Raw genomic sequence first — 25,657 nt, forward strand, 5'->3', positions numbered from 1 at the left:
TGGCTCGATAGCGATCGAGTCGCTCGGCCCAAACTTGGGCGAGAGTCGGCAACATGTTGACCTCCTGGGTTCGAGAAAACCCGCCAACCTATCACGCCGAAAATTCATCCCCACGCCGAACGCTTACGTCTGTTGAGCTTGCATCGCCTGGTGGGCCTACTGAGGCAACCACGGTCGCCCCTCGGGTGATTCGGATGCTATCTGAGCTAGCACCTGGTTTCGGAGGCTCGGCGCTCCACGGTCCGGGGCAGAACCCCAATCGTTGTTGGATAGTGTTCATAATCTTCCTTTGTCGTGAGAGAAATGGGAAAGCAAAGAGCCGATTTCAAACGTCTGGCTTTTACTAGGAACATAAAAGCAGCGTGCAAAAAGTAATCTGCTTCTACAAGTAACATGAAAGCGACCGGTCAAAATCTTCGGCCACATTCGATAGAACCCGTTTTTTACGGGGGTTTGTCGTGTTTCCACGCTGGTGCAACCGCGTACGTGAATAGATAACGCTATACGTAGAGATGCATGGCCTATGCCTAAGCCTTAGTGCAGCGCAGGGACGCCGATTCTTAGGACCAGCGAGACAAATCTGACCAGCTCGAAAATGGCCGGTCTCACCAGTAACATAGAACGGACGTGCAGAAACGAGAAAACCCCCCTGAATCACTGCGATTCAGGGGGCAAATGGGATTCGATCGGACTGCTTACACCGAGTACGAAGAACAGAGCGACTAGAGCTCATGCAAGCGTCCCGCCCAGCCTTGGGCGACGGCTAGAATGTCGGCACGGGCGGCGGCGTCCAGGGATGCCCACAGCGTCAGCAGCTCGGCGGTGTCCGCATCGTCGGTGGGGTGGATTTTGGGGTGGTTTTTAGATTGCCCCTCGTTTTCCCCGCTATTTGTTGACGGGTTCGAGTCCCTCCTTCGGTACTTAGTAAATTACGGGGTTTTCGTCGTTTCGACGGAGACCCTGTTTTCATTGATTTCACCAGCAAGTGAAGTACAGGTGAACTCGTTGCTTTTGTATTGGACCCTGCGTCGCTCGTCAGAGCCGACGGACGTACCCTAGGCTCTGCTCTTGCTCGCAAGCGGAGCCCCTCGCGATGGCTTCCCTTGAGAAACAGAAAACGAGCAAATTTCGAGTTATTATTTTTTATGATGGCAAGCGATTCAAGTGATCACTTGAGACGACTAAAGAATCAGTCGCACTTGCACGCAAGCAAGAGATCGAAGAAACGCTCAGTCTGATCCGTCGAAATAGGATCAATGTTCCCGACGGGGTCAACTTCGTCGATTTCATCATGTCTGATGGCGAACTTGACACTGCGAACACCGAGGCGGCAATCGAGTGTCCGGCATCGGGTGATTTAAGTCCAGGCACCGCTGCATCGAAGCGCTACAGCGACCAGCCCGAAACCGTTGCTCACAACCCATTGCTCTTTTGTGAAAGCACAGTCAGCAATCATCGACCAGTATTCCCAGACATCTTGCTACCATCAACAACGCTTTCTCAGCGTCGTTGACTAAGTTCTTTTCTTTGCAACCGTTGGACTAGGCAACCTCGCGGATGAATTCCACCGCAAGTATCTGAATCATCGTTTCACAACGCGATGTTGGCGGCTACCTTCAAGGCTCCAAGTTTCCGGATCATCGGGGCTCTTGATGTGGGCACGTCCAATCAGCGCGTTGGCCTCTTTCCACCAGCCTTGGTTCGCCGCTTCAATGGCAAGCTGGAACGAAGATCGACTTTGGCGAGTTGCCACATCGATTCGTTGGAAGGCCCAGGAGCGTCATCCTGATGGCTATCCTTCTTCTATTGTTGCTTGGGTTTCCCCGCTTTTTGGCCACTCTTGGCTTGCAACTTATCCGTTTCGCCTGTCGCAGCCTGAGACTCTGCCACCATGCGAGTGTAAGCTTCCACGTCGCTTTCGGTGGCTCCCTCCATCACACTGGCAGGTTCCGACGTACCGCATCCGATGACCAACATCGAACCAACCACACAAACCAAAAACAACCGTTTCATCGAAAACCTCAAGTCATAATCTGACAAACAAAAAAAATGCGGTCGCTTGCAAAGATGCAGGCAACCGCAAAGAAAACTAACCCGAAGTCAATTAAAACTCTTCGTCGATGACTTCCTTGGACGCTCTGGTTCCCAATGCACCCCAAAAACCATAGGGACTCTCGCCGCCAGGATTTCGCCATTTGTAGACTCCCCCTGCGCTCTGGTCACCGGCTTCTACCGAATCGGTGATGAACTTGATCGCTCCGTCACCCATCAAGACGTGAACACCACCTTGGTGACGACTGGATGCGGAGTACCAACCGGAAAGGCCAGCGTTCTGCTCAGAACAAATCGGGCTGTTGGGTGGTTGAGCGGTGAAAAAGCCCGAGAAGTTTGGCAGATGGTCTGCCCATCGAAATCCACGGCCGTCCACCGAACCCACAGGCGTCGCGATGGCGGGATCAGGATTCCAAAACTGAGGGCGAAGAGGATCCGTCAAATTATCACAATCATTGGGCGGGAAGTTTCGGACGAAAGACCAACCGCGAGACAACGCAATCGTGCGTGCATCCGAATCGCCAAGGTCGGTTGCGATTTCGCCAGCAGCGATTGTGTTAGAAAGTCCGTCTAGAATATCGCGGAAGCGGCGTTTTTCGTGGACGGTAAAAAAGCCACGTGCAGCCGATCGGAACTCCTCGGCAAGAGCGGGATTAACCGTCCCAATCGGCACACCGGCGGGCGGACCAGGATTGTACCAAGCTCCGTGATGAGCTCGTTCTGCTGAATCGCCGTAGCTTGCTGCGTAGTTGGTTCGACCCAGCGACGGCAAGCCTGTTCCCGGATCGCTTGGACAACGAAGCGCTGGGATTTGCGTCGCCCATGGCGTGTAAAGAATCTCGTCGGGGCTTGGTCCCATCGGTGAGAAATTGGCACCGCTGCGGAGGGCTTGCACGTTGGCGTTGCCACTGGGACCAGGCGGGGAATTCCCCAGCGCATCGACATTCATTGGATTGGAAATTTGCTCCCAAATCGCTTGCTGCTCGATGAACGGAGTCAAGCCGACCAACCAGCTCAGCTTTCCATTGTTGGAGGTTTCCGATGGTCGCCAGTTAGCAGTCGTTACTGGGTCGGTCGTTCCGCCGCCCGAAATCGGCAACATTTTGTACGCCGAGTGGTAATTGTGGATCGCCAAACCAATCTGCTTGAAGTTGTTGCTACAACTCATGCGTCGTGCTGCTTCGCGGGCAGCTTGGACGGCGGGCAACAGAAGCCCCACCAATACGCCGATGATGGCGATGACCACCAGCAACTCCACAAGAGTGAAACCTGCTCTTTTTTCTCGCTTCGAGAACATGAAACCATTCCTTCATTTAGAAACACAGGGAATAAAGAAGACACCACTTCCACCAAAGGAAGATGCGTCACTCGTCTCCGAACAATTCGCTATTGTGTTACAAAAACCTCGAAAAACGACCGCCGCCGAGAAATAGCTAATTGTTAACAATTTGATTGTATACTCATTTTGCTTGCTACGCTATCCCTTTACTTTGACATTTCGTCATTAAAACAATCGACCATCGCCAGCGAGTGACCTGCACTCATCCCTTGAATTGCTTCGCCCTCCTTCGGACCCTTCGACAGATCCATGATCAACGCTACCCGCACAAAATTTGCATTCCTGTTGCTCGTGTCGATCAGCACAACGTTTTGCGAATCGGCACACAGTCAATCGACCGCTCCCCAGGATGTCCCGCCGGAACCACCTGATGGCTATCAATGGGTCAAGAACGATGCGTTCAGTGACGAATTCAACGGGACCGAGTTAGACCAGGACAAGTGGCACGATCACCATCCAAGCTGGGTCGGGCGGCCACCGGGTAAGTTCATGCCGTCCAATGTCAGCGTTCGTGATGGTTATTTGCAGATCAAAAGCACCGTGCTGGATCCACCCCAAGGAGACTTCTCGATTGCGTGCGGTGCAGTCCAGTCGAAGTCTCAGGAGGCTTTGTACGGTTACTACGAATGCCGGATGAAGGCGTCGAGTGTTTCAACGTCGTCAACGTTCTGGCTAGCCGGCAAACCAAAACCGGTGCCCGGCGGAACGCTGCGTTTGGAGCTGGATATTCAAGAATCGATTGGCGACGCGCAGCGGTGGGAAGGCTTCAAGACACGCATGAACAGCAACACGCACATCACTTTCCTCGCTGAAAAGCAAGCAGCCGGTTCCGAACAAGACAAAACAGCGGAGCCAGAACCCAAGACGGCCAAAAAGGGAGATCACGTCAAGTTGAAATCCAACGTCAATGAAGAATTCCATACCTACGGTTGCTGGTGGATCGATGCCAATTCCATGAAGTTCTACGCCGATGGAAAATACGCCTTCACGATCACGCCATCGACCGAGCTAGACCCGACTCCATTCGATCATCCCCTGTTCATGAACTTGGTATGCGAAACTTACTCGTGGGAAACGCCACCGACCCACGAAGACTTAGCCGATGATTCACGCAACACGACGTACTACGACTGGGTTCGTTCGTACAAGCTGGTGAAACTAACTCAGTAGCGACCGATCCGTGAACGTCGATCTGCTGATCGGCACTTTCGTCAGGGATTGCACAGAAATTGGCTCTGGCCAAAGCTGTAGGCGATCGGCAGATGGCTTCTTACGTGCGGAAGTGGATCTTGCTGAAGATCCCCATACAGAAGGATCTTTAACAAAGACCACGACGGTGGATTCTGATCAGCCGATCGCCTTCAATCAAAAAAATTCTGCACCGCCGTTTCGCAAGCTTGGGAAGCAGGCGAAAAGCGGCAGTGGCAAGCTGGATGCAGTAAAATCGTGAATCCTTCCAAGGCATTCATTCGGGTTCCTGACAATTTGGTTCGCCACCTATGGCGATAATTTGGAGAGAATCGTTGATGAAAGCGCTCGGAATCGTAAGAGCGCTTCCTATCGGTCCGTCGGGAAAATTGAGCAGTGGATGGCAGTTCAGATGACGAGAACTTTGTCGCTATGTTGACTTTGCATCAGAGTCGATTGCGGGGTTACATTTTGGCTTCGCTGGGGGACTATACAAATAGCCATGATGTGTTGCAGCGGACCAATTTAACGATTTGGAAAAAGGCTGCTGAATACAACCGTGATCTGCCGTTTCTGCCGTGGGCCATGGGAATCGCCCGCTATGAGATTCTAGCTTTCCTCCGCGATCGAGGTCGCGAACGAATCGTGTTCCACTCGGACGTCGTTGAGATGATGATTGCAACCGAAGACTCGACTTTCGACGATTGGCACGGTAGCCAACGCGAATTGCACGAATGCCTTCAAAATCTAAGTGAAAAAAACAAACGATTGCTGACGATGCGATATGCCCAGGGGAATTCGATCTCCAAAATCTCCGAGTCAACCGGACGGTCCCTTGATGCGATCAAGAGTCTCATGCTCCGGCTGCGGCGTTCGCTTCGTGACTGTATCGAAAAGAAACGACAACAATAACAATAGCATCCGATGGCTCTAGCGATCATGACCGAAGAACAACAACGAATTGAAGAGTTGCTGGAACTTGCGTTGACGGGTGACATTACCTCTGAAGACAAAGAGGAACTTAACGCGCTGCTTCGCGAGCACGAGAGCCTTCGTCGGTTTTCCAAAGCGTTTCTGCATTTCGATGCGATGTTAATGGATGAGTTGCAAGCGAATCAGACAGCCGACCTATGGAATCAATTGCAATTCAATGCCGATGTGACCCAAAGCGTTGTGCCACAGACGCAACCAGAAGATGCGCAACTGAAAAATTCGCAACTGAAAAATTCGCAACTGGGAAAAGTGGAACGGGCAAAACGGCACGGGTCTTATCAATCGCCTTGGACCGCCTCCCTGGTTTTTCTGGTCGTCTGTGCGTCACTAGTTGGAATCGTCTTCAGTTTGCAATTCCACCGGTTCACTGATTCAGATACCAACATTGAAGCTGCCAATTCCGAGGTGATCAACGACAAAAATCTGACGCCGCCAAGCGGACTGGGATCGGATCGTTCGCAGAAAAACGCGTTAGCTTCGATCACGTTTGGTCACGAAGCGGTTTGGGAACCTGCCAAACAAACCGGTGATCATCTCTTCGCAGGGCCGCTAACGCTGAAATCGGGTTTTGGGCGGTTGCACACCGTGGAAGGGGTCGAGCTAATCCTTGACGCCCGCAAAGCTCCCGTGGTGCTAACTCTTGATCGCGACATGTCGGTCTGGGTCGATGGTGGTACCGTTTTGGCGACCGCCAATGAGGAGGGACTTGGTTTCGCGTTGCGTACGCCGACCATCAGTGTCGTCGACATTGGCACTGAGTTTGCCGTTTCGGTAAATGCGCAAGGGCATAGCGACGTCCAGGTTCTGCAGGGGGCAGTGACCTGTCTGCCTGCTGATGCACACCCACTTACGAATCGATCCATGTTGACCCCAGGTGACGCAGCCGTTTTTACCGATGCCAAGGCTCGCGAAGGGTTATCCCAGGCTGGTACTCCTGAAATTTTCAAGGACTTACGATCACAAATTAATTCAATCGAAAGCCTTGAATCATCAGAGCAACCCATTGCCTACGATGGATTCGACTACCCAGTTGGACGAATGCCACCAACACCTGGTGGCTTCGGGTTCCGTCGTGGTTGGTCTCGTCACGAGCTTCCCGATCAGGCTCCGCAGGCGGTGATTCGTCAAGGTTCGCATCTGACCCCACCAGCTTGGCTTGCTGCTGGAAGCGATCGTTACAGCGTTCACAGCCTTGCCGCATCGTCCGCACGGGAAATCGAGGAGGATTTCCCTGTGGATCAGGATCGAGATGTCTTCTTTAGCTTCCTGATGAACAAACGTGTCTTTCGGCGAGACGCTTACTCCGGTGCGGGGCTAGCGTTCTATCGAAGCGACAACGCAGAGCAGATCTTGGGAGTTGCAATCGACATGCGTGACAATTTGGTCGTCTATACCGGAGAGGATCGCTACAACAGTGGGCGTGCATTGCCACCCGAGACAACCTATCTAGTCGTGATCAAGGTTAGCTTGCGCGATCAGGAGCAAGACAATGTGTTCGCTTCGGCGTTTTCGCTGGACGACCCGCCACAAGTCGTTGAACCGGAGCATTGGGATTCCGTGGGAATACCGACAGACCTTCCGCAATCGTTCACGGAAATCCGAACTTGGTGCGGCTTTACCGCCGTGGCCGCGTTTGACGAAATTCGCATCGGTCCAACATGGAAGTCCGTTGTCCCCATTCGCAAACTAGATCAGTAATCGCGATTACCATCTTTGCGATCGTATCGAGGCTAGATTCAGACATCGACTTGCACTCATTCAATTTCCTCAAGATCCGCTGAACCATCATGAATTCACTCTTTCGACCTGCGATTTTCCTATTCAGTTCTTTGCTGTGCAGTTGCGTCGGGTTCGCCCAGCAACCATCGACCCAATCGCCATCGACTCAGTCGCCATCGACTCAGCAACCATCGACTCAGCAACCACCGGGCCAGATTCCACCGAGCATCGAAGAGATTGATCAGGTCGCCGCATCGGGGCCGTTCACGGCGACTTGGAAGTCACTGGAAGGCTACGGAATTCCCGAGTGGTACAAGGACGCCAAACTTGGCATCTTCATTCACTGGGGTGTCTACAGTGTTCCGGCGTACGGAAGCGAGTGGTATCCGCGGAACATGTATATCGAGGCCGATGGCCCCCAGGGTGATGTCTTTCGTCACCACAAGAAGACTTGGGGTGATCAGTCCAAATTCGGTTACAAGGATTTCATTCCTATGTTTCAGGCCGAGAACTTTGACGCGGAATCCTGGCTAGCGCTCTTCAAGGAAGCGGGGGCGAAGTACATCGTTCCGGTTGCCGAGCACCATGATGGCTTTCCCATGTACGATTGCTCGTATACCCGCTGGGATGCGACCGAGATGGGACCGAAGCGTGACATTGTGGGTGAGCTTGCCAAGGCGTCAAAAGCAACCGGAATTAAGTTTGGTGTTAGTAGCCATCGTGCTTTTAACTGGGCTTTCTACCCACGCAACCAATCCTTCGACAACGCAAATCCACAGTACGAAGAATTCTACGGTCGCGCCATTCCTGCGTTGTTTGAGAAGGAAACGGTCGACTATCGAAACCACTACCCGCCCTACGATGACCAGTTTCGAGAAGAGTGGCTGCTGCGAACCGCTGAGTTGGTGAAAAAGTACGACCCTGATTTGGTCTGGTTTGACTTCGCGATCGCGGTTGACAAAGAAAAACCTTACGACCAACAAATGATGGTCGAAGAACTGCGTCGCTTTGCCGCTTACTACTACAACTTATCGGCGAGTCGTGGCAAAACGGGGATCATCAATTACAAATGGAATGCGTTTCCTGAACAAGCCGCTGTCTTGGATTTGGAACGCAGCAAGATGGACGCGATTCGTGAACCGTTCTGGCAAACCGATACGGCGGTTAGTTCAAGTTCATGGGGGTACACCGAAAACCAGCAGTATAAAACGCCCGATCGATTGGTTGATGATTTGATTGACATCGTCGCAAAGAATGGCTGCCTACTGCTAAACATCGGCCCGCGTCCAGACGGCACCATTCCCGAACAGGACCAAGAAATCCTGCGGGAAATTGGTGGCTGGCTGAAGGTCAACGGCGAAGCGATCTATGGTTCGCGACCTTGGGAAACCTACGGTGAAGGCCCCACCGGGACTGCCACCGGCCACTTATCGGAAGACAAGAATAAACCGTTTACCGAGCATGACATTCGCTTTACTAAAAAAGGCGACGTGCTCTATGCGATCCCTTTGGAATGGCCGGCCAGCAATCAGGTAACGATCAAGACGCTCGGCAAGAGTTCGACACGGTACACCGATGCAATCAAATCAATCTCATTGCTGGGAAGCGATGCCGAACTGCAATGGGATCGTAGCGAGGACGGATTGACGGTGACCTTACCGAGCGAACCATCCTGCAAGTATGCGTATGGTTTGAAAATCGAATCGCTGTAGTTTCTATCGGGGTTCTTGGGCGAATTCAGTAGCTGATGACCAAGATCCGAGGTTTTCGGAGGCATCGCTGCGATGTCCGAAGTTGCAGTGGAGTCGTCGATCTTCAAACTGAAAAACCCACCGCCAGGGGAACCCCGACGGTGGGCTGGACGCACCTTCGGCGCATCGCAGACCGGGCTATTCCTCGGAAAGTTGCACCTCTGCAGAGCTTTCCTCCGCTTCGCCCGGCACCCACATCGTATCGCACAAGTTCTTCGGACATCGCAGCAATGCCTCTAAAAACCTCCAGCATGGGTCCGTCGCACGCTTCCACCGGATGAGCCTTTCTTTCTTATTGCCTTGTCATGCCTTGGAAAAACTCCACGGCTAATTTTTTCACGTACTGTTTCTCCTGAGTTTCGAACAATCATGCTGAAACATCATTCGCCTGTCTTCTCAATCGTCATCTTTTTAAGCGTCTGCGGCTTGCTTGCATCGACGGCAAACTCGCAAGGCATATTTCCCAATGATTGGGAAAACGAAACGATGATTGCCAAAGGTAAGTTGCCCGCACGAGCAACTTCCTATTCTTATTCATCGACCGCCGACTCGCTCAGAGCCGATCGGAACCAAGCTCGAGTTTTATCGCTCGATGGTGATTGGAAGTTTCACTTCACGCCCGATTCATCCGAACGGCCCGAGAAGTTCTTCAAACCCGATTTCGATGCCAGCGATTGGGATCGCATTGCGGTCCCAAGTAATTGGGAACTCAAAGGCTATGGGACACCGATCTACACGAATTCGACCTACCCCTTTCAAGCCGATCCGCCTCGAATCGATCGAACCAATCCGGTGGGATCGTATCGCCGAGAATTTGAATTGCCGACCGATTGGAAAGAGATGCGAGTGGTGCTGCATTTCGGTGGCGTCTCGTCTGCGTTCTATGTTTGGGTTAACGGTGAATTGGCCGGCTACAGTCAAGGCAGTCGGTTGCCGGCGGAATTTGATGTAACCCGCCTGGTCAAGCCAGGCCGCAACCAAGTCGCCGTCCGAGTCTATCGATGGTCCGACGGAAGCTATCTGGAAGACCAAGACATGTGGCGGCTTAGTGGTATCCACCGTGAAGTCCTGTTAACGGCAGAGCCAAAGATGGCACTGCACGACTTCTTCGTGCGAACCAAATTTGATGAAGCATTGGAAAATGCAAAGCTTCAGATCCGTCCTGAAATCACTGCCCCGCCTAACGCGAACGTTGATGGTTGGAATCTGTCAGCCGATTTGCTTGACGCTGATGGGCAATCGGCATTAAGTAAACCGCTTTCAATCGGAGTGAAACAAATCGTAAGCGAATGGTATCCCCAACGTGATACGGTGCCGTTCGGGTTGATTGAAACGGAGATAGCAAACCCCAGGAAGTGGTCTGCCGAAGATCCCTATCTCTATTCTCTCGTCTTCTCCCTGACCGATCCCAGCGGAGCGTTAGCGGAGTCACGCAGTTGTCGTGTGGGATTTCGTCATGTCGAAATTGATCCCAGCGGTGCGTTGCTGGTCAACGGGCGCAGCGTCAAGCTGATGGGAGTCAACCGCCATGACCATGATCACATCCACGGCAAGGCACTGACGCGAGAAGACATTCGCGATGATGTTCGCTTAATCAAACAGTTCAACTTCAACTCGATCCGCACCTCTCACTATCCCAACGATCCCTACTTTTATGAACTGTGTGACGAGTACGGCATCTATGTTATGGATGAGGCCAATGTTGAATCGCATGGAGTGCGAGGGTTATTGGTCAACAGCCCAACATGGCATTACGCGATCAATGATCGAATCATTCGGATGGTCGAACGTGACAAGAATCACCCATCGATCATTTCCTGGTCGCTAGGCAACGAAAGTGGCGCAGGTCCGATTCATGCTGCTGCGGCAAATTGGATTCGCGACTTTGACCCGACGCGTTTTATTCACTACGAAGGCGCACAAGGCGACCCAAACGATCCTGATTATGATCCTGCTGGTGGGACACAAGTCCAGCGATGGGACGTGATGGCAAACCCAGATGACCCTGCCTATGTCGATGTGATCAGCCGCATGTATCCCTCGGTGGATCAATTGCGGAACCTCAGTGAGGCATCGCGGATCCGTCGCCCGATTGTCGTCTGCGAGTATGCGCACGCGATGGGTAATTCACTCGGCAACCTGGGTGATTATTGGGATCTAATTCGTTCCAAACCCAACTTGATCGGTGGCTATATTTGGGATTGGATCGATCAGGGTTTGGTGGCGAAGACATCCGATGGCACGCCCTACTTGGCCTATGGTGGGGATTTTGGTGACACGCCCAACGACAGTAATTTTTGTTTGAACGGGGTGATCGCTTCGGACCGTTCACCCAAACCTCAAACGTGGGAATGCAAGTACGTATTCCAACCGTTTGCAGTCGAAGCCGAAGATTTGCAAGCCGGTAAGATTCGGTTGTTTAACCGATTCAATTTTACCAATGCGAATCAGTACGACGTGCGGTGGCGGCTTTCCGAAAACGGCGTCAAAATCTCCAGCGGAATGCTAGACCGTGTTGACGTACCCGCGGGAGAGAGCAAGGCGGTGACGATTCCGTTTGAACAGCCTGGCGCAAAACCAGGGGCCGAGTACTGGCTGCAAATCAGTTTTCACGAGACTCGATCACGCCCCTGGTGCGATGCGGGGTTTGAGGTTGCGAAGCAACAGCTTCAGCTTCCAATCAGTTCGCCCAACTCGGCCAACGAGGTTTCGTTCAGATCAGAGAAACCGCCGGCCATCGAAAGTACCGAACAGCAGATCATCGTTTCGGGTGATCGATTTCTCGCCCAGTTCGATCGTCAAACTGGAAGACTAGATCGATATCAATTCAATGACGAAGAGATCATTGTGTCACCGATGCGATTGAATTTCTTTCGTCCCCAGACCGACAATGATCGGCTGGGCGGAAAGACACACGAAAACCAAAAAGTCTGGATGGAACTGGCCGACAAGCTGCAAGTACAATCGATCGCAGCCAACATCCAATCCGATCAAACGGTCAAAGTATCCGTTACAAAATCGTGGAACGACCAAGTATTGATCGACATTAGGTATTTGGTCAGCGGCACCGGCGACATCCGTGTCGAAACAAAGTTTTCCGCCGATCCATCGATGCCGCCATTGGTGCGGCTGGGATGGACGCTGGGTGTTTCGGGTGACTACCGCAATGTTAGATACTACGGCAGGGGGCCGTGGGAAAACTACGTGGACCGAAATCGGGGAGCCGATGTCAGCGTCTACGAGGCGGCGATTGGTGACTTGGCGAAGAGCTATGTTCGACCGCAAGAGTGCGGTAATCGGACAGACACGAGGTGGATTGAATTATCGGGCGAGACGCCGGATTTTTCGATCTTGGCCGAGTCGCCTGTCGGATTTTCAATCTGGCCATGGTCGATCGAGAATCTTTCAGCCGCCCAGCATACGTATGATCTCAAACCGCAAGGCTTCCACACGTTGAACCTGGATCATCAGCAAATGGGCGTCGGCGGCAATGATTCCTGGTCCCCCAAAGCGATGCCACTGCGGCACTACCAGATTCCCGCCGGTGATTACCAATGGTCATTCGTGCTGCGTCTGGGTGACTGACGCTGGAAAAGAGCTCTTCGCGGAGCATCTCGGGCCGTTTGCCCTGAAATCTCCCAGGCATAATCCGTGGCACAAGGATTCGCTGAAATGGCGTAAAACCCCGGCTGCCACATGAACTAAAGCTAAATTGTCAACAATTTACAGAAAACGTCAATTATCAGTATTTTCACCGCCACCATGTAGCGAACGGGGGAGAAGTACGTAAGAGACGCCATTTGTAGGCGTTTGTGCGCACAAATTCTCCAAGTAAAAGGCATCAACAATGGTACGAAGCTTCTCAAAACTCTCCCTTATTCTGGCCAGCGTAACGCTGCTTAGCGTCGCTATCGGCTCGTCCGCCAATGCGGCAATGGTGACTCTGTATGACTCTGATTTCACCACTGCCGACGGATTCACCGAAGGTGCCGACATCAATGGCATTGATGGTTGGACCGCGCAAGTCCAACTTGATTCGTTCAACGTCGGTAGCAACGGTGAAGTTCAATTTGCCAACTTTGTGCGTGGCTACAATGCTGCCACGGCATTCGCGGTCGGCGACACGATCGAAATTACGGCCAGCGTCAAATCGATCGGTGGGAACAACCCCGGCTTTGATGCCAACATTTTCAGTTTAGGATTGACTAGCGGCACCGACCTGGGGACTCTCGGTAACGAGGCTGGAGTTCTGCTCGGTGGACAGGGCTCTAATTTTCGGCTTGCGACTCAGTCCAATGCTGGCCGAACCGATGCCGGCACCATTGACACCGCATTTCACGATTTGACGACCAGCATTACCAAGTCTGCCACTGCGAATCAGTTTGACGTAACGGGAAGCTTCAACGGCGTGAGTTTGACACCGTTCACTGTGACCAACGCAGGCTTGTACAGTGCGAGCACTGTCAACACGGTTATCTTTTCGCAAGGCCAAACCAATGTTGGCGGCATTGCCCTTGATTCCCTGAACGTGACGGTCACCGCCATTCCAGAACCCTCCTCAATGGCCTTGGTTGGCCTAGGTGGAATTGGAATGTTAGTTCGTCGCCGTCGCCGATAGCAACCCTTTGTTGCAGTCGAGCCTGGTTCGTGTTTGGAAACAAATCGAGCCAGGCTTTTTTTAGCTCCGACCCTTGTTCGTCTTCCCTGGCTTGCCTGCCCCTGGCTCGTCCGACTCGGTCGAACCGAACTCATTTCGTTGGATATCATGTCGTCGCTCCGTAATTTTATCCTTTTAGCGGTTTGCATCCTAGCAATCTCGGTTGCCAGCGGTGCTGAACCGGTTCCCACCCAAGGTCTCTTGCTGTGGCTGGATGCCGATGAACCAGCATCATTGTCGGTGGATGGCCAAGGGAATGTGCAGGCTTGGAAGTGTAAGGCGAATCCTAAAAACGAATTGACGGTCAACGGCAATGGCCGGATTCATCGAATCGAGAACGCTGTCGCCGGAAACGATGCGATCGAATTTGATGGCAACGCATCTCTTCGACAATCCGCACTGAAAAACGAGCTTGGCAATCTGTCGATCTTTGTGGTCAGCCGCCGGCAATCCGGCGGTGATGACATCGCTGATAACATCGCTGATGATGGCGACACTTGGCAGCGTCTGGTTTCATCGACACCGGGGCCTGGGATTCCCGACACCGACGCGCCTGGATTCTTCGTCGTTTCGCAGGTCGGCAAAAAAGGAAAGTCGGTCGCCTATAAAACTCAAGTCAGTGAAGCGTTCCCGCAACAGGCTTCTGCCCAAACGCTTTCGATCGCAGGCAGCGCGGCACACGGCGCACAGCGTTTTCAAGGCCAGATCTGCGAGGTGCTGATCTACGATCGTCACTTCCAAGACGAAGCGTCGATCCACGCCATTCGATCTTACCTAGCAAAGAAATGGAACGCACAACTTACTGCTTACCAGAACGGTTGGACGCGTACCGGCGACCTGCCCAACCCACCGGTTCGTATCAGCGACACCTTGCCACTTTCGGATCAAAATGATCTTGGTGGCTGGGTGCCCGTGGCGAGCGTCAGCGATGAATTCGATGGCAGTCAATTGAACCAGGACAAATGGATGCCGCGAAGCCCGTATTGGCTGGGCCGACCGCCAGCGTTCTTTCACGAAAGCAACGTGAAAGTATCCGATGGGCAACTGCATCTGACGTTTCGTAAGGGCGAAGTTCCCGAAATGGCGGACAAAGAGGAATATCACACCTACACATCGGCCTACGTTCGCAGCAAGCAAGCGATCAAGTACGGTTACTATGAAGTGCGTGCGAAACCGATGTCATCGGCGGCATCGAGTTCCTTCTGGCTGTCGGGCCGCGAAAACAAATTCTGGACCGAGATTGACGTCTTCGAAATCGGAGCCGGCGCGAAAGGCTTCGAGCGAAAATACAACATGCACGTGCATGTCTTTGAGACGCCGAAAGAAAAACGGCACTGGGATCAGGGTGCCGTCTGGTTGTCACCTTGGGATTTGGATAGTGACTACCACGTCTACGGCCTGCAGTGGGATCAGCACAAAATCATTTGGTTCGTCGATGGTGTGCCCGTCGCGCGGATGGAGAACACGGATTGGCATAACTCGTTAAACGTGATCGTGGATACCGAGTCGATGTTCAATTGGTTCGGACAGATCGACGATGCGGACCTGCCGTCGACTTATTCGATCGACTACATCCGCGGTTGGCAACGAAAATCTCCGGCACCGGAGGACTCACTCGATGAATTCTTAACTTCGTTGACAGATCAGACGGAAGACACACCATCGGTTCTAGGTCAACAGCGAGATTGGACCGACATCACCGGCCGCCACACGATCACAGCAACCGCCATCGCCATCCAACAAGGTTGGGTCAAACTGAAACTCAGCAACGGCACGATGAAGGATGTACCAATCGATCGACTCAGCAAAGATGACCAGCAGCTTCTGAAGCGATCCCCATCGAAAGAATGACAACTTGGCAAACAGCCCCGACTAATCCGAGCAGTTGTTGAAGATCAAGCAAGCAAGATAGGGTTTCCTAGACGAACTACCTGGCACCTTTGACCTGACCACCCCATCGATTTGTTTTAGCAGTTTCCTCCGTTCTACCCGGTCGAATTATCGCTACCAACGGACTGTGCTCTGGAGACAATAACTAACGACTATTAGCAGTTTATTTTTTTGGGTTTCCCTTATCTCGTCATTTTGGAGTTAAGCATGGTTAGGCGTCATCGTCTTGGGTTTACATTGGTCGAACTGCTGGTGGTCATTGCCATCATCGGTGTGTTGGTGGGGCTGTTGTTACCCGCCGTACAGGCCGCTCGCGAAGCAGCGCGGCGAATGAGTTGCAGCAACAATTTCAAACAAATCGGATTGGCGATTCACAATTACCACTCTGCCTACAACCGTTTGCCGCAGCATTTGGGAGGAACGACTTCCGACATCAGCAATGCCTTTAACGTCTCACTGCTCAATCCCGGCCACAACCGATTAGAACTGAGTGCGACGGTAGGCCTGACGCCATTTATGGAACAGCAGGCATTGTGGGAACAAATCAGCAACCCGTTCCGCCCTGAGGGATCAACGACGTTCAGCTTTTCGGCGATGGGTCCCTGTCCTAACATGGCGATCGCCAACCATGGGGTCACTCGTTACGACCCCTGGATGACGGAATTGCCAATGTTGCGTTGCCCCAGTGATCCAGGCATTGGTTTGCCTGGGCAAGGACGCACCAATTATGCAGTCTGTTTAGGCGACGCCGCACACAAGGGAGCAACAGGAGCCCTGGACCACGATGGGTCCTCAACGACCGATCTAGCCCAGGACACTCGTGCTGCACAGCGAGGTGTGTTTGTGCCTCGATTTAAAACTGCTTTTCGAGACGTCTTGGATGGGTTGTCCAACACAATCTGCATGGGCGAAATCGTTACCGACTTGGGGGATAACGATGTTCGCACCGTGGCCACCGAGTCGGGCGGCAACCTGTTCGGTGACAACGGAGCGATGTTGTGCAACGGTTTTCGCGACCCAACGCGTCCACAATTTTGGGGCAGCGGCACTCAACAGGGCACCGCCGAAGAACGCCGTGGACTCAAATGGGCCTATGGTCGAATCTTTTATTCTGGGATGAACACAATCCTGCCGCCCAACCGGGAGGTGTGCATGAGCGGGATGGGTCCCAACCTCCACAACTTCGAAGGCGTTTGTCCGCCCAGCAGTCGTCACCAAGGTGGTTGCCATGTGTTAATGACCGACGGTGCCATTAAGTTTGTGACGGATTCCATCGAAGCGGGAAACAGCAATAGCCGGCAAGTTCGCCGCGAAGCGACTGTGACCAATTACTTACCCGGCGGTTCCGAGAGCCCGTTTGGTTTGTGGGGATCTTTGGGGACTCGAGCATCGAAGGAGGTGATCGATGCTGAGTTCTAATCGACATCCCATGTCTCGCTCTGCTTGCTTCTTGGCTTTCATCGGCGTGGTCACCCTAAGCCTAGCGGGGTGTGATCAATCCAACGAAGGCGTCGTGACGCCCAAGAGCGAGATTGATCAATACTTAGAAGACAACCCCGACGCCCAAGAGGCGGCCGACAAGATGTTTCAAGCGCCTGGCGGCGCGGCCAAAGACAAGTCTTAAATCCTTTGACGCATCGCAAACTTCAGATCGAATCGCTCGAAGGTCGGCGGCTTCTTGCTGTTACGTCCTCCGAACTGCTTGCCATCGGTGTCCAGCAACGAACCGTTGATGCGATCGAAAGCAGTTCGATGCGGGATGATTTTCTGGATCAAGAAATCTTGGCGACGGTCGTGTCAGCCATTGCCAGTTCCAAGGTTCCCGTCGGTGTTACCGATGTGATCGATACCGACGCCGGGTTGTTGACGATCGCCACCGGTGGTCCAGGTCGGACCTATCACATCGTTGGTGATCGAGTTTTGGCTGACGGAACCGAGATCGATGTTCCCCCCGATACGACCATCTACGTCGAAGGCAGTATCTACAAGCGGGGCCAATTCGCGGACGTTCAGAATCTGACCCTCGAAAACACCGGTTCCGACGCCGACCTAATCTTCCGCGTTCGTGAAGACAACGTTCAACTTATCGGAATCGACAATGCGTTGTTGCATAGCAACCCGGACCTAGCCAGTACCGCCGGTCACGCGACGGCGGTTTACATCGCTGGTAGCGCTGAAAACGTCGTGGTCGACGGGTTCGAAATTGCCCACGTTTGGGAAGGCATGACTGCTCGTTACGGAGCCAAAGATATCTTGTTCATCAACAACCATATCCGCGACACCGTCAATCGTGCGATCTGGATGTTGGGTTCAGAAGATTCGTCCGTGGTTCACAACTTCGTTGTCAACGCGGGTGCTGATACCATTGATTTTGATGCCTTTACCGACGCCAATGTTGCTTACGAAAACATATCGATCGGCGCTGGACGCTTCGCTGGCTTTGTCGAAGAAGCCGCACATGACAGTTTCTTTGTGCGCAACCAGGCTTTGATCGTGGATCTAAACAACCCCAACCGCCGCTTCATGCTGGGATGGGCCGACAACGGAACGACTCAAAAAATATTCGACAATTCAGGACTGCAGACGACTGACAACTACTTCATCGAAAACCTTAGCTTTGACGACAACACGGTTCAACGATCCAACGGACACTTCTTTGCGAAGTCGGGCGAAGGTGGCAAAGGTCCGAGCTACTTTTGGGCGAATCAGGGTTTTGGCGGAACCGGACAGTCCACGGAGTTTTTTGCCAATTCCCAGTGGCTCGATTTCGTTCCCATCGTCGGTGGCACCGACAACTCGGTCAACGGAACTCGCCTGCTCGCAGAGCTCAACGCGATGTATAACGGTTCGATCATCGTTGATCTTGAAATTGATGAACACGACGACGACTTTTCAGTCGGCGACCTTTCAATTCGTGAAGCCATCGACCTGGCTGGTGGTCTAACCCATCCTCCGCAAATCACATTTTCTGACGCGGTACTCGCTGGCGAATATGTCGATTTCGGTGATGCGCCGGAATCTTTCCGGACATCGATCGTCCGATACGGTCCAGCGCATTTGGCGATCGGACCACGTCTAGGATCGCTGCGTGACGGCGAAACCAACGGACAACCTACGCCGATTGCCGACGGAGAAGGGGTTGATGATGATGGAGTGTTGTTCGGTCGAATCGTTGCTGGAAACGCGGCGGGAATCAATGTCGATCTACAAAACGCTGCCAGCGCGCATGTCGACGCTTGGATCGACTTTGACCAGGACGGAGCATTCAACGATGATGAGAGAATCCTTAATAAAGCGGCGGTCGGTGCCGGTGTGCAAACGCTGAACTACACGGTTCCTTCGGAAGCGTTGTCCGGGCAAACCGTCGCGCGTGTCCGAGTCAGTTCCGATGGAGAGCTTGCTGCGTTGGGGGTCGCCGCGGATGGCGAAGTCGAAGACTACTTGGTGACAGTAGGCCCGGTCGCTAGCGTTTCAGGTTGGGTGGTCAATTCCGGTCAACCGACTCGTTCAGAATTGACATCGATTGAGATTCAATTTGATTCGATGGTGGATCCCGTCGCCAGCGATTTCGTGCTGCGTCATTCAACCACCGGCGTCGCCGTAACCGGGATTGCAGTGGTCAATGACAGTGACGCTGTGTCGACTCGATCGACATTGACCTTCACCGGCGGAGCTTTCGTCATCACGGGCACCCAGCCCAGTGTCTTACCAACGCTGGCTGACGGAGCCTATGAACTAAGTTATCGCCCGACGCTTGATCAAAGCGATTCTGTCATCCCGATCGATCATTTGTTTCGCCTGTTTGGACTCACCGACGTGGGCGATGGCAACCGGACGGTAGGCTTAAGTGACTTCGCGGCGTTTCGTTCGGTGTTTGGTAGTGCATCAACCGACAACAACTTCCGCAGCGATCTGGACGCTGACCGAAATGGAATGATCGGCTTGAGCGACTTCGCCGCCTTTCGAGCTAATTTCGGTTTGGGCCAATAGATCGTTTGTTGTCCTAAGAAAGGTCAACGTGGATCTTTGTAAACTCGCCTGGCTTGTCGCTCCAACGCTTTAGGATTTCCGGTGCCGATGCCAAGGGAACCGTTGCGGTGATCACGTCATCGACCGGGAATTTGCCAGATTCCAGCAGTTGGATCACCGCTGCGAAATCCTCGGGAAGCGCGTTGCGTGAACCGAGTATGTCGATTTCTTTCATGACAAAGAGCTTTGTTTCGTAATCCACCGGTGCCTTCGCATACCCGATGTAAACAACGCGGCCGGCAAAGCAGACTTCGTCGACGGCACTGCGGAAGGTTTGCGGCAGCCCAACGGCCTCCACGATCACGTCCGGCCCTCGATCGTCAGTGAGCTGGCGTAATCGGTCATGCAACGATTCGGATTGTGAGTTGATCCCGATCGTTGCTCCGCATTTCTTTCCCAATTCCAACTTCGAATCGTCAACATCAATGGCGATCACCATTGCTCCGCGCGCCGCCGCACCCGCGATCACTCCCAGCCCAATGGCTCCGCAACCAAACACGGCAACCGTTTCATCACGCAACACTCGACCTCGGGCCACCGCATGAAACCCGACCGTGATCGGCTCGACAAGGGCAAGTTCGGTGATCGACAAAGTGGAGGATGCGATCAGTTTTTGCCAGGGTGCAGTAAAGAACTCCGACAACGCACCGTTTCGTTGAACGCCGAGCGTTTCATTGTGTTGGCAGCAATTCGTGCGCCCCACTCGACATGCTGCGCACGTACCACAGGCAGTGTAAGGCAGGACCAAGACATTTTGCCCAATCCGCAGTTCATCCGGTACGTCCGATCCTATTGACTCGATCGTTGCTCCGATCTCGTGTCCCGGAATTCGGGGATAGCTGACCAAAGGGTTCAGCCCACGGAACGTGCTTAAGTCACTCCCGCACAAACCCACCCGCTGGACTTTCAATAAAACTTCGTCCGGTGCAGGGGTGGGGCGATCGAGTTCAACAACACTTGTGCTGCCCGGATCGTCAATTTGTAACGCCTTCATTTGAATCTGTACTTTCAATTGGGTATTTGTACGCCATACGCTTTTGCTGCGCTTGCGCCAAAAAATGCACTCTGTTCGGCTTGTGAAAGTTCGGCAGCAAACCGGTTAGCGATCTGGAACCAGCGTTTGTATTCGGACGCGATCAGGCACACCGGCCAATCCGACCCAAACATCAGCCGCTGGGGGCCGAACGCTTCCAGTACGGTTTCCCAGTAGGGCAGCAAATCGTTTGCGGTCCACGCGCCGTGGTCGGCTTCGGTAACAAGACCAGAGAACTTGCAAAAGACATTCGGACGTTTGGCAATGTCGATGATGTTTGAACGCCAAGGTTCGAGTTGTTTTTCCCGAATACGCGGCTTCGCAATATGGTCTAGGATGAAGGTTTGATCTGGATGGAGATCAATGAACTTCGTCGCGACGGGAAGATGCTTCTCAAAAATCAAGATGTCGTAGGCGAGGCCATAGTCTCGCAACAACTTCACGCCACGATTGAAATCTTCCCCGAGCAAGAACGAGTCATCGGGTTCATCTTGAACGACATGGCGCAGGGCCTTTAGCTTTGGCCGCTCCGAAACAGCATCCAACTGGCTTTGGACGTTTGCATGTCGAAGCGGCACCCAGCCCACAACGCCCAAAATGAAGTCGTTTGCATCACCGTAGTCGAGCAAAAATTCTGTTTCCTCAAACGACTGCCTCGCTTGCACGGATACCACGCCATCAATTCCCACGCTGTCGATTTCCTGCTTTAGGTTAGCGGGAGTAAAATCGCGTCGCAGTTGGTCCATCGAATCATCGATCCAACCGTAATCGGCGGGGTCGTAATTCCAAAAATGGTGATGGGAATCAATTTTCATCGCATTGCTTTCAAGAGTGTCGTCATCGCTGCTGCTGCTTACACAATCGGTGTAACGCCCTTCTTGATGATGATGTTTCCGTACTTGGCGGTTTCCCCCGTCATTAACACCGCTGTCGCGATCCTTGCGCGTTCATAAAAAGCAAAGCGATCAAGTCGCGTAATCGCGGGAGCGTCAGGAGCATGCTTGGAGATGGAAACGAGGTAAGATGCCTCGACCGAATCATCCAATGTGTCGGGCGAGACGGCTGCCATCATGATCAACGGGTTATCCACGTACGCATCAAGCTCCATCAGTGGCAAGATGGCGTCAAGCAACGCGGCGATTCCAATTCCATCCGCCCGCAACACGCGGTCGTTGAATTGGTGGCCAGGAAAATGAGCATCCGCGAGCACAAGTTCCTCGCCATGCCCCATGCGATAGATTTCAGCCAACAGTTCAGGAGACAGCAGAGGTGAGATACCTTTAAGCATGATCGTTCACGGCCAAGTAGGGATAGTCTTCAGCGATCAACCCGCTGTTCTTCAATTCGCTCCAAAACGCATCCGCTGGTTTTGCATGAACCAACGAAACATTTTGGGCGATACGTCCGGGGCGGCTGCTATTAAGCGCCGTCGCAATCACACCAGGTGGCGACATACCAAAGGCGACACAGGCTTCGGCAGGCGAGACTTGGTGCCGGGCACAGATGTCATGAAATTTCGCTCGCCATTTCAATAGCGATTGATCTTCGGCAGATTCACCCGTGATCTTTCGATAGTCAAAGAAGTCTTCCCCGATCAAGAATCCTGAATTGAAGACCGCTGAATTGATCACCGAGATATTCCGCTTGCGAAGCGATTCAACAAAATCCAACAGATCTTGTGAATGCTCGTAGATTGTCAGGCTGGTTGCGAGCATGACCCAGTCTAGGTCGTAGGTGTCGCAAAGCCGCTGCGACACGCGCCAGTCCTTCGACCCGACGCCGATCGCCGAAACCGTGCCACGGTCCTTCAGCTCGAACAATGCTTGATAGGCTCCACCAAGATCGTCCCATCGCGCGCTAGCGTCTGACTCATCAACGGCCGAGGCTAGATACTCGTCTGGATCGTGTACCGAAACGATTTGTGGTTGATAGGGTGCGAGCAACTCACAGCCCTGTTCCCAACATCGAAGCATACCGTCGTAACTGATGTCTTGGACGGCGTCATGCTTTAGGTCGACCCAAGCACCAGGTTCGAATGTCGGTTCAGAACCCACAAGCGGCACTCTCCGCCAGCCAAGCTTGTTGCTGATCAAAATGTCCTGCTGATCGATACCAAGCTGCGTCAGCGCCGCAGCCATGCACTCCAGTGCAAGCCCCGCTCCGTACTTACCCGCCGAGTCCGCCACCACGACGCCAGTCGATTGGGTAAACCACTGTGACACGATTTCTCGCTTTACCTCGTCGCCAATTGCCTGATACAGGTTGCCCAAAGCGCTGGAACCAAAAATGATTGGTGGCAACTGCAAGGCGGTCGTCCCGAGTTGAGATGTCGTTGAATTGGTTTGCATTGACATTCGCCGTGTGAGTTGGCTGTAGTGGACGAGGCAACGAGCTGACGTTTACCCACAACTCAACCTCTTAACGTAGCCACAAGCTGCCAGCTTGTTAGCTGATTGTCAGTTTAGCTCACAAGCTGGCAGCTTGTGGCTACGTTTGCCGACTTGTGGGTAGCTGACAGGAGGCAACGAGTCCCCGTCCGTTGCCGCATGAAAAGGACTCGTTGCCTCGTCCACTACCTTGAAATCAAATCTTGTTAAAACACTAGCCAACGAACAGCGGGCGTAAGTGCCGCTCGAAGATATTCTTGGTCACCTCGCCGCCCACGATCGCTGCGTTGGACTTCAGCAGGTCGGTGTAACGTGATCCATGCTTCGCCGCGACCTTGAACGACACGTGCAGAAGTTGGCGCATGTGCGGGTTGAAGTGTTCGTTGCTTTGAATGTGGCGAATTGCACTCGCCATCCGTTGCCCAGTCCATTGGTTGACTGTATCGGCGGCCGGCAGCTTGGTGTGGTCGATATCGATGACGCTGGCGTAAGGAGCACAGAATTCATCGACATGCTCAAGAGCATAGGCGTAGATCTCTTTGGTGAGTTTAAGACCATCACCGCCCGCTTCGGCCAGCCCGATGATCTCCTCCAGCCATGTCGTGCCGGCGGTTTTCAGATGCAATCCAGCCCCGGTGCGCTGCAAGCATTCGCGAATGATCGGATAGAGACTGAATTTATCGCTGCCACTGTGAACGCTAAGTTTCAACGTCTTCGGCAAACCATACGTCTTGACTGCATGTGCAATCACGGACACGTCATCGTTGAACTCTCTCGCGAACTGCTTGAGATCGCCGACGTAATCGACTCCCTTGTTGAATCGACCGGTGAACTTTGGTGCGATCGTTTGCACAGGGACGCCTTCGTCTGCGATCGCTGCCAAAATCACCAGCAGCTCCGGTGGTGTCTGAGGCGCATCGGTTTCATCCATCGATATTTCCGCGATGGTATTGTCGTCGCCCTTGGTGTCAACAATGTGCCGATAGATGGCTCCGGCCTCGTTCACCGCCAACAGGTATTGCTCCGCCACACGCAACACGTCTTCTTTGGTCACCTCAAGCGGTGCCGACATTCCGTCGATCTGGAGTGAACCGACCAGTTCTGGGTGCCGGTCGACGAATGCTGCGACGTCATCGGGCGAAGCAGGTTTGCCAATTGAGTCGGCCACATCGATTGTGAAAAAATCGCTGCACGGCAAAAACGGTTCGACGGTCGTCAACTGAATATGGTCGGCATCAACATGCCAAGACTTATCCCAGCCGAGTTGCTCGACGGCGCTCTTGGCGGCATCAAACACGCTTTGTGGCTGTGAACCGACGAACGTGTGCTCACGGTTGGACTTGTTCCATACAGGTGTCACATCGACACCCTCGTCGGCAAGTAATTGAAAGGCTCGCAATTGAGCCACTGCCTGATGGGCGAAACGATCGCCCACGCCAAACGTGTATTTCTCGATGGGGAGCATGTATTTTATTTCCTAAGCAAGTTTAGTGACTCGCCTAATTGTCTCCGCATTAAACTGGTGTTCCATAGCCAAGATTGACATTTGCATGTCTATTCTTAACATTGAAAAATGCCTTAGGTTCTTTGGCGTGTCCGAGAAAAATCGAACGAGCAAACGATGCCTACAGACTCCCAGCCTGAACTGAATCAGTCGGATCCGGCGTTCATATCGGATCAAGTTTCGCAAGCGCGCCGGTACTACTTGGACTTGAACCCTTCGACCAACGACGCTCTGACGGTCGTTTGCGGAGGCGTGGAGCGGACGCGAGCAGATTATGTGATCAGCCGTGATTGTTTTCCCTATTTCGGGATGGAATTGGTTACCGAAGGTCGTGGCGAAGTGTGGCTGGGAGATCGCAACTTCTCACTGACGCCGGGAGTCATGTTTGCCTATGGACCGCAAACACCCCACCGAATTGTCAGCCGGCCCGAATTCCACATGCGTAAGTACTTTGTGGACTTTACTGGGCATGAAGCCGAGGCCGCTCTTCGTCAGACGGGTTTACTCTCAGGCAGCACGCTTCTTGCGACCCGAATGCATGAACTCGTCGCACTCTTCGAGATGCTCGATCGCGAAGCACGCATCGACGGCGAAATCGCAGGGGAAGTTTGTAGGCATGTGTTGCAACTTTTGTTTGCCAAGATCCGACAATGCTGCCTTGCGGAATCGCCCACGATGCCTCGCGCCTATGAGACTTACGAACGTGTCCGTGAGCATATCGAAAAGCATTTCCTGCGATTGAAGAACGTTGATGAAGTTGCGGCGGAATGCGACATCACACCGGTCCACCTGTCGCGACTATTTCGTCGCTTTGGAGGCATTGGTGCTTATCGTTTTTTGCTCCGAAAAAAAATGAATCGGGCCGCAGAAATGCTGTTGGAAGAACGACTGCTGGTCAAACAGGTCGCAGAGGAGCTTGATTTTTCTGATGCGTTTCAGTTTTCTCGCGCCTTCAAACGCATCTACGGAATTCCTCCCAATCAATTGGTTGAATCTCGCCAAGCGGCTCTTGAAGCCATTAAGCGATCAAGCTCTTGACGACGTGACCGTGGACATCAGTCAAGCGGAAATCACGGCCCTGATATCGGTACGTCAGGCGCTGGTGGTCGCGTTGG

At 53.1% G+C, this 25,657-nt stretch carries 20 protein-coding genes and 1 pseudogene; 13 read left to right on the plus strand and 8 right to left on the minus strand.

Annotation, left to right across the window (positions count from 1 at the left end):
- Window positions 1–1,291 precede the first annotated feature (1,291 nt).
- Complete coding sequence (locus RC85_RS01585) at window positions 1,292–1,513, plus strand: hypothetical protein (RefSeq protein WP_068258131.1); 222 nt, start codon at window positions 1,292–1,294, stop codon at window positions 1,511–1,513.
- A 290-nt stretch (window positions 1,514–1,803) separates the two neighbouring features.
- Here the strand turns inward: RC85_RS01585 and RC85_RS01590 are convergent, their stop codons facing one another.
- Window positions 1,804–2,013, minus strand: a complete 210-nt coding sequence (locus RC85_RS01590) for a hypothetical protein (protein WP_149752887.1) — start codon at window positions 2,011–2,013, stop codon at window positions 1,804–1,806.
- 91 nt (window positions 2,014–2,104) lie between these two features.
- Window positions 2,105–3,349, minus strand: coding sequence for a DUF1559 domain-containing protein (locus RC85_RS01595; RefSeq protein ID WP_068258133.1), 1,245 nt, complete (start codon window positions 3,347–3,349; stop codon window positions 2,105–2,107).
- Between the two features lie 291 nt (window positions 3,350–3,640).
- Between RC85_RS01595 and RC85_RS01600 the strand changes: the two genes are divergently transcribed.
- The 11 genes from RC85_RS01600 (at window position 3,641) to RC85_RS01650 (ending at window position 19,579) form a co-directional block, all read left to right on the plus strand.
- Window positions 3,641–4,561 (plus strand): family 16 glycosylhydrolase, encoded by a 921-nt coding sequence (locus tag RC85_RS01600; RefSeq protein ID WP_068258134.1) that lies wholly within the window; start codon window positions 3,641–3,643, stop codon window positions 4,559–4,561.
- A gap of 10 nt (window positions 4,562–4,571) precedes the next feature.
- Window positions 4,572–4,841 carry a hypothetical protein gene (locus RC85_RS01605; RefSeq protein WP_068258135.1) on the plus strand — a complete coding sequence of 90 codons (270 nt, stop codon included), beginning with the start codon at window positions 4,572–4,574 and terminating at the stop codon, window positions 4,839–4,841.
- A 134-nt stretch (window positions 4,842–4,975) separates the two neighbouring features.
- Entirely contained in the window at window positions 4,976–5,491 is a 516-nt protein-coding gene (locus RC85_RS01610) for a sigma-70 family RNA polymerase sigma factor (RefSeq protein WP_068258136.1), read from the plus strand.
- 12 nt (window positions 5,492–5,503) lie between these two features.
- Complete coding sequence (locus tag RC85_RS01615; protein WP_084422265.1) at window positions 5,504–7,270, plus strand: FecR family protein; 1,767 nt, start codon at window positions 5,504–5,506, stop codon at window positions 7,268–7,270.
- 89 nt (window positions 7,271–7,359) lie between these two features.
- The gene (locus RC85_RS01620) at window positions 7,360–9,003 is read left to right on the plus strand and encodes an alpha-L-fucosidase (protein ID WP_084422266.1); all 1,644 of its coding nucleotides are present in this window, start codon (window positions 7,360–7,362) and stop codon (window positions 9,001–9,003) included.
- A gap of 408 nt (window positions 9,004–9,411) precedes the next feature.
- Window positions 9,412–12,627: a beta-galactosidase, LacZ type gene (lacZ, locus tag RC85_RS01625; protein WP_068258137.1), complete on the plus strand. Its 3,216-nt coding sequence runs from the start codon at window positions 9,412–9,414 to the stop codon at window positions 12,625–12,627.
- 262 nt (window positions 12,628–12,889) lie between these two features.
- Window positions 12,890–13,660 (plus strand): PEP-CTERM sorting domain-containing protein, encoded by a 771-nt coding sequence (locus RC85_RS01630; protein ID WP_084422267.1) that lies wholly within the window; start codon window positions 12,890–12,892, stop codon window positions 13,658–13,660.
- Window positions 13,661–13,807: 147 nt separating this feature from the next.
- Window positions 13,808–15,550 (plus strand): family 16 glycosylhydrolase, encoded by a 1,743-nt coding sequence (locus tag RC85_RS01635; protein ID WP_068258139.1) that lies wholly within the window; start codon window positions 13,808–13,810, stop codon window positions 15,548–15,550.
- Between the two features lie 246 nt (window positions 15,551–15,796).
- Complete coding sequence (locus RC85_RS01640; protein ID WP_068258224.1) at window positions 15,797–17,008, plus strand: DUF1559 domain-containing protein; 1,212 nt, start codon at window positions 15,797–15,799, stop codon at window positions 17,006–17,008.
- 10 nt (window positions 17,009–17,018) lie between these two features.
- Window positions 17,019–17,213: a hypothetical protein gene (locus tag RC85_RS01645; RefSeq protein WP_068258140.1), complete on the plus strand. Its 195-nt coding sequence runs from the start codon at window positions 17,019–17,021 to the stop codon at window positions 17,211–17,213.
- A 5-nt stretch (window positions 17,214–17,218) separates the two neighbouring features.
- Complete coding sequence (locus RC85_RS01650) at window positions 17,219–19,579, plus strand: GEVED domain-containing protein (RefSeq protein ID WP_068258141.1); 2,361 nt, start codon at window positions 17,219–17,221, stop codon at window positions 19,577–19,579.
- Window positions 19,580–19,592: 13 nt separating this feature from the next.
- Here the strand turns inward: RC85_RS01650 and RC85_RS01655 are convergent, their stop codons facing one another.
- The 5 genes from RC85_RS01655 to RC85_RS01675 all read right to left on the minus strand — a co-directional run bounded on the left by RC85_RS01655 (window position 19,593) and on the right by RC85_RS01675 (window position 24,503).
- Window positions 19,593–20,612: a zinc-binding alcohol dehydrogenase family protein gene (locus RC85_RS01655; RefSeq protein WP_068258142.1), complete on the minus strand. Its 1,020-nt coding sequence runs from the start codon at window positions 20,610–20,612 to the stop codon at window positions 19,593–19,595.
- Between the two features lie 14 nt (window positions 20,613–20,626).
- Window positions 20,627–21,466, minus strand: a complete 840-nt coding sequence (locus RC85_RS01660) for an amidohydrolase family protein (protein WP_068258143.1) — start codon at window positions 21,464–21,466, stop codon at window positions 20,627–20,629.
- Window positions 21,467–21,504: 38 nt separating this feature from the next.
- Window positions 21,505–21,939 (minus strand): L-fucose mutarotase, encoded by a 435-nt coding sequence (gene fucU, locus RC85_RS01665; protein ID WP_068258144.1) that lies wholly within the window; start codon window positions 21,937–21,939, stop codon window positions 21,505–21,507.
- Window positions 21,932–22,999 (minus strand): aldo/keto reductase, encoded by a 1,068-nt coding sequence (locus tag RC85_RS01670; protein WP_235033370.1) that lies wholly within the window; start codon window positions 22,997–22,999, stop codon window positions 21,932–21,934. Before RC85_RS01670 ends, fucU begins: the two co-directional genes overlap by 8 nt.
- Window positions 23,000–23,252: 253 nt before the next feature.
- Window positions 23,253–24,503: a tagaturonate epimerase family protein gene (locus RC85_RS01675; protein ID WP_068258146.1), complete on the minus strand. Its 1,251-nt coding sequence runs from the start codon at window positions 24,501–24,503 to the stop codon at window positions 23,253–23,255.
- A gap of 156 nt (window positions 24,504–24,659) precedes the next feature.
- Here RC85_RS01675 and RC85_RS01680 point away from each other — a divergent pair, with 156 nt between their 5' ends.
- The gene (locus RC85_RS01680) at window positions 24,660–25,580 is read left to right on the plus strand and encodes an AraC family transcriptional regulator (protein WP_068258147.1); all 921 of its coding nucleotides are present in this window, start codon (window positions 24,660–24,662) and stop codon (window positions 25,578–25,580) included.
- Here the strand turns inward: RC85_RS01680 and RC85_RS26550 are convergent.
- Window positions 25,561–25,650: pseudogene (locus RC85_RS26550) on the minus strand (hypothetical protein); the annotation flags it as partial. The gene RC85_RS01680 and the pseudogene RC85_RS26550 sit on opposite strands and share 20 nt — an antisense overlap.
- Window positions 25,651–25,657: the final 7 nt, after the last annotated feature.

Source organism: Rubripirellula obstinata (genome assembly GCF_001642955.1).
GTDB lineage: Bacteria > Planctomycetota > Planctomycetia > Pirellulales > Pirellulaceae > Rubripirellula > Rubripirellula obstinata.